Annotated in this window: 5 protein-coding genes; 4 read left to right on the forward strand and 1 reads right to left on the reverse strand. The window is 41.1% G+C overall.

Annotated features, from left to right (window positions below):
• On the reverse strand, positions 1-2,142 hold a 2,142-nt coding region (locus tag IQ246_RS28575), incomplete at its 3' end, for a caspase family protein (RefSeq protein WP_194006663.1).
• A 251-nt stretch (positions 2,143-2,393) separates the two neighbouring features.
• Between IQ246_RS28575 and IQ246_RS28580 the strand changes: the two genes are divergently transcribed.
• From IQ246_RS28580 to IQ246_RS28595, 4 genes are all read left to right on the forward strand, one after another.
• Positions 2,394-2,795 carry a CU044_2847 family protein gene (locus IQ246_RS28580; protein ID WP_194006664.1) on the forward strand — a complete coding sequence of 134 codons (402 nt, stop codon included), beginning with the start codon at positions 2,394-2,396 and terminating at the stop codon, positions 2,793-2,795.
• Positions 2,792-3,502, forward strand: a complete 711-nt coding sequence (locus IQ246_RS28585; RefSeq protein ID WP_194006665.1) for a TIGR04283 family arsenosugar biosynthesis glycosyltransferase — start codon at positions 2,792-2,794, stop codon at positions 3,500-3,502. The genes IQ246_RS28580 and IQ246_RS28585 overlap by 4 nt, the downstream gene beginning before the upstream one ends.
• An 82-nt stretch (positions 3,503-3,584) precedes the next feature.
• A complete protein-coding gene (locus IQ246_RS28590) occupies positions 3,585-4,325 on the forward strand; it encodes a TVP38/TMEM64 family protein (RefSeq protein WP_194006666.1) in 741 nt (246 codons plus the stop codon).
• Between the two features lie 69 nt (positions 4,326-4,394).
• Positions 4,395-5,159 carry a TVP38/TMEM64 family protein gene (locus IQ246_RS28595; RefSeq protein ID WP_194006667.1) on the forward strand — a complete coding sequence of 255 codons (765 nt, stop codon included), beginning with the start codon at positions 4,395-4,397 and terminating at the stop codon, positions 5,157-5,159.
• The last annotated feature ends 340 nt before the right edge of the window (positions 5,160-5,499 follow it).

Genomic DNA, 5,499 nt, shown 5'->3' on the forward strand with positions numbered 1-5,499 from the left:
GAAAAACCCAACGGATCTAAAGCGATTATTCCGCGTTTGTCTGACACTAGTTTGAATAAACTCAGCAGCTAGGTCAGATAATCTTAAGTTCTCAGTTTGTTGCTTCTGAAAATCTTTTGCTTCTCTCAACCGCTTCCCCTGAAGGAGATAATCTTTCGCCTTTCTCCTATCTTGCCATTCAACAGCCACCGCTTCAATTTTCCGTTTTTGTCGGAGTATATCCCGACTTTCCTCAATCCATTTGCGTAATAGCGACCAATAGCGAATCAATGCTTCATGAGCCACATCTACTACAGCAACTTGACCAAAACCTGATCCCTTCTCAATTAAAGTACTAGTGACAACTAACTTCTCATCAGCTAACCGTTGAATAACTTTATTAATCACAGCTTCTGGATACTGTGAGCTAACTAAATCCCGTTGGAAAACTTGTCTACGCGTTTCTGTTCCTTCTCCCAACTGCGTCAATTCTAAAAAAATCCGCTTTGTTGCTTGCTGTTCCTCTGGTGACAATGACTCATAAACTTCTGTAGCACGTGTTTGCAACGTTCCCCTCACTCCACCCAGTCGGGTATAGGCAGTAAGCGTTAACCGTTCCTCAGTTTTTTGCTTCCATAGTTCTGTCAGCGTGTACTGCAACAACGGTAAACTTCCCGGTGAACCTTCTACATCTGCAATCATTTGAGAAACTAATTCGGGTTCTACTTCTAAGTTCACCTGTTCAGCGGGTTTGATAATTGCTGTTTCTAATTCCTCCCGACTCATTGGTGTTACTGTTACCAAATGCTCCTGAATTTCCTTGGCTAGTCCTCCATAGTCTTGTTCCAAACATTTGCCAAAGAAATCGCCTCGCATTGTCATTACTAGGCAGAGTTTATTGTCATTGCGCTGCAAAGCACCTAGCAAACATTTAAAAAAATTTTGTCGTGCTGTAACGTCCTGACACAGTGTAAAAGCTTCTTCAAACTGGTCTACCACTAACACCACGCGCTGAGTTTGCGTAGCACTAAACAGCTGTCCTAAACCAACTGCTCCTTTAGCAATCAATTCTTCTGCTTTTGCTAATTGAGATGCACGTTCAATATCTGATAATTCTGATTCTACAAATGCCAGTGCTAAATTTTGTAAAGGGTTAATCCCTGGTCGAAATATTTTCAACTGCCAAGTATCACTACCTGATAACCTGCGTCCTAACTTTAATTGATAAAGTAAACCCGCTCTAACAACACTAGATTTACCACTTCCTGATGCTCCCAACACAGCGAGGAAATTACCAGAGCGCACTTTTTCTAATAATTCGTCGGTTAACGCTGTTCTGCCATAAAATAATTTGGCATCTGCTTCGGTGCAATCAAAATAAGACAACCCTTTGTAAGGACAAATAGCTGATACCTGTACTGTGGAGTTAGCAGGAGAGGAATTCCATTTGCGAGTGAGATTAATTGCTTCACCAGAGTTAGCAAAAATGGGACGCTGGGGGAAGGGGTGATGTTCTTGATTGAGCAAGTCAACTAAGGTGTAGTTACTCACCCAACGTTCTTGCTTTGGTTCCAAACCTTTGAGCAGTGCCGCAGTTAGTACGCTGTGTTGGCTATTAATCTCTTCAAAAGCCACTTCAAAGGAACGAGAAGCAGCAATAAAACATCTGTCTCTTCCTTTACCGCGATCGCCTGGATCTGCCTCAGCAAAATTTAGCACTTCTGCGCTATAGCAGCAATCCAAAATCACAATTTGTTGTCTGACTTCGCTTTCTTGCAGCAGTCGTCGCAGCCATTGTAGAGATAGTCCCCAATTACCCGCATCGGGGTTGATTTCACTCGTTGCTAAAAAACCTTCCTGAATCCCTAGATTTTTCCGCAATCCATGACCAGAAAAATACAGCAGTGCTGTGTCTGGTGGCTTCCCATCTGGCTTAAATAATTGGACGATCGCTCTTTCTAACTGAGTTAAACTAACTTTAGTTTGCTTACCAATGCGAATCGTCTGATTTTCCTTGTCTTTGACTGCTGGTAGCCGCGTTACCCGAAATTCACCATGTTGTTGTAAGATTTGGGCGATCGCTTCACCATCGGCAGCTGGTGCGTTGAGACTGTTTAAGCGGTCATACGTGTTAATTCCCACCACCAAAGCGTCTCGACTCATCTTAGTAAGCTTTATGATAGTTTAGTCGCATTATTTCCAGCTTCTACAAGAAATTTACCGCATTTTCCGTAAAAATGTATAGAGTTAAACGGGCGGTTAAAAACCGCGTCTACACAGGCAAAACTCACTTCCGTGGGTTTCAAAACCTTGATTTTAGTCCGCGGAGGCGGACTTTGTTTGTGTAGCCGCGAATTCTATTCGCCCTGGTTCTCAATTGACTACACGCAATTCTTTTAGGCGAGATTTATTCAATGACTCAACTCACACCTATTCAGTTAGAAGATGGCACTATTATTTACATTGAAGCTACAGATAGTATAGATGCTCCACCAGTGATTACCGAAGTTTCTCCAGAGGGAGAAGAAGAAGCACTAATTGATAAGGGATGGGATGCTGATGCTGCACAAAAACAGATAGTCCAAAATTTCCAAGCAATTGAAGGTACAATTCGGGCTTATACTGTTTATTCACTCAATGCTTTTAAGAAAATCCCTGTTGCTAATATTGATAAAGTCACTCTAGAATTTGGCATCAAAGTTGGCGGTGAAGCAGGTATACCTTACGTAACTAAAGGCACGGCTGAAAGCAATCTTAAGGTAACGGTAGAGTGTTCATTTCCTGACCAACTGGAAAAGAAAACTCAGCAATCATGAGTGAGAATATTGATGCAGCCAAAATTTCTATTATTATTCCGGCTATTAATGAAGCGGGGAATATTAAAGAAGCTATTGCTACTATTGAACTCAGCAAAAATATAGAAGTGATTGTGGTAGATGGTGGCTCACAAGATGACACAGTAGCGATCGCTCAGTCTTTAGGTGTAAAAGTTATCTCATCATCTCCTGGTCGTGCTGCTCAAATGAATGCGGGTGCTATGGCTGCTAGTGGTGAGATTCTGCTGTTTCTTCATGCAGATACCCGTTTACCAACTGGGTTTGATGCCATGATTCCCACGGCGCTACAACAGCCTCGGACTGTAGCTGGTGCATTTAACTTGCGGATCGATGCATCACTTTTGAGTTTAAGATGGGTGGAGTGGGGAGTAAATTGGCGATCGCGTTTTTGCCAAATGCCTTATGGCGACCAAGCAATTTTTGTAACAAAACAAATATTTCAGGAAATTGGTGGCTTTCCTGAATTGCCTATCATGGAGGACTTTGAACTCATGCGTCGTTTAAAAAACACTGGACGCATTGTAATTATCCCCGTGCCAGTTATTACATCACCCCGTAGGTGGTTGCAAAAGGGAGTTTTAAAAACTACTTTACTTAATCAAATAGTAATTATTGCTTATTTATTAGGTGTTTCACCTAAACGTATTCATAGCTGGTATCGCTGGGAGAAAATCAAGAGAGGTTAACCTGTTTCTCATGTAGATAGTTTATCTTTGTAGCGTTAAATTCGATGTATAAATTTTTAGTATTAAATCTCTAAAGATAAAAATGAGAAAGCACAGATTAAATTCTAAATTCAAACTGTTACTGTTAACTTGCCTGGTTGTCACCCTAATAATTGCTGCAAAACAGTTGAACGTTCAGGGGCTTTTACAGACCTCAGTCATTTGGGTTCACAGTCTTGGCGTTTTAGGGCCCATTGCTTTCATATTGATTTATAACTTGGCAACATTGTTGTTTTTACCAGGTTCTCTTCTAACTCTAAAAGGTGGTTGTTTGTTTGGTGTATTTTGGGGGTCAGTTTATGTATTAATTGCGTCAACAATTGGAGCAACCTTAGCTTTTCTCATTGGACGCTACCTGTCACGGGATTGGGTTTGCCGGCAAATGGAGAAAAATCCGAAATTTAAAGCGATTGATTTGGCAGTTGCCAGAGAAGGATGGAAAATTGTCTTACTAACTCGCCTTTCTCCCGTCTTCCCGTTCAATTTATTAAATTATGTTTTTGGAGTGACACAAGTTTCCCTCAAAGACTACATATTAGGCTCTCTCGGCATCATTCCAGGTACTGTAATGTACGTTTACATTGGTTCTTTAGCTGGTAATCTTGCCGTGGTTAACATGTCTCATCAGCCAACCAGTGTAGAAACTCAAATCTGGCAATGGGCGATGCGAGTAGTTGGGTTAATTGCTACCGTTGCAGTAACTATCTATGTTACAAAGGTTGCTCAGAAAGCTCTAGCCCCAAGTATAAGAGCAGCAATTAGCCATGATCCAAATAATAATTAATTTAAATTGTCCATAACATAAAAATTCAGATAAAAAAATACTTCAAAAGTTTTATCACTTTTGCAATTCATGAAAAATCTAATTATCACCAATCAATTTTGTACAAAAATCTCAAGAGAGTTTTTTCGACTAAGTATATTAGTATTGCTGGTGGTTAGCTTGACTTTTTTGTTCAACACAGACTTGGCTTTGGCACAAGAGTCCATCAACACAAATTCTTTTAATCCCCAAGCAATCTTACGGAACGCTTTGCAGTGGATTGACAGCCTTGGTACAGTTGGAGCTTTAGCCTTTATTGCACTTTACATCGTCGCCACTATTGCTTTCTTCCCGGGTTCTATCCTCACTTTGGGCGCTGGTGTCATTTTTGGTGTAGTTTGGGGTTCACTCTATGTATTTGTTGGTGCAACTCTAGGTGCTACATCTGCTTTCCTCGTCGGACGTTATTTAGCTAGGGGGTGGGTTGCTCGTAAAATTGCAGATAACAAAAAGTTTGCCGCTATTGACCAAGCTGTTGGCAAAGAAGGATTAAAAATCGTTCTGTTAACGCGGCTGTCTCCAATATTTCCCTTTAACTTATTAAACTATGCCTTTGGTATCACAGGAGTTTCACTTCAAGACTATTTTATCGGCTCTGTAGGCATGATTCCCGGAACCATAATGTATGTTTATATCGGTTCCCTGGCTGGTAATCTTGCCATGATTGGGACTGAGGCTCAACCTACCAACCCTACTTTACAATGGACAATTCGGCTCATCGGTTTGATTGCTACAGTTGTCGTTACCATTTATGTCACCCGTATTGCTCGCAAAGCTTTAGAAAAAGAATTATGAATTCATATTCTCGTTTCTCTGCTGAGCATGGGCTTTCAGCTTTAACAGGGAAAAGCTTCAATAATATCTGTCAATTACAAACGGACAAAACAGTTAAAAGCCTATATTTCTTATTAAAGAATCTCGAATTAAAACCCCAAGCTAAAGAGTTCAGGACTTACGCAAGTCTCATATTTTTAACGCCAGAGGTTGTCCAGAGTCAAAGGTCAAAAGTCCAAAAAACCTTGACCCTTGAACGCCACTTGCTTTAAGTCGGCAGAGCCGCAAGGGCGCAGTGGCTCCCCTTGACCCTTGACTCTTATACCACAAGCCTTGTGTGCCAGTTGCGTAAGTCCTAGAG

Origin of the sequence: aff. Roholtiella sp. LEGE 12411 (assembly GCF_015206995.1) — a bacterium.
In the GTDB taxonomy this organism is placed as follows: domain Bacteria; phylum Cyanobacteriota; class Cyanobacteriia; order Cyanobacteriales; family Nostocaceae; genus Komarekiella.

Bases quoted from the DNA above. Each gene is read 5' to 3' on its own strand.
- IQ246_RS28595 (WP_194006667.1), top strand. From the start codon at position 4,395: ATGAAAAATCTAATTATCACCAATCAATTTTGTACAAAAATCTCAAGA.
- IQ246_RS28580 (WP_194006664.1), top strand. From the start codon at position 2,394: ATGACTCAACTCACACCTATTCAGTTAGAAGATGGCACTATTATTTAC.
- IQ246_RS28585 (WP_194006665.1), top strand. From the start codon at position 2,792: ATGAGTGAGAATATTGATGCAGCCAAAATTTCTATTATTATTCCGGCT.
- IQ246_RS28590 (WP_194006666.1), top strand. From the start codon at position 3,585: ATGAGAAAGCACAGATTAAATTCTAAATTCAAACTGTTACTGTTAACT.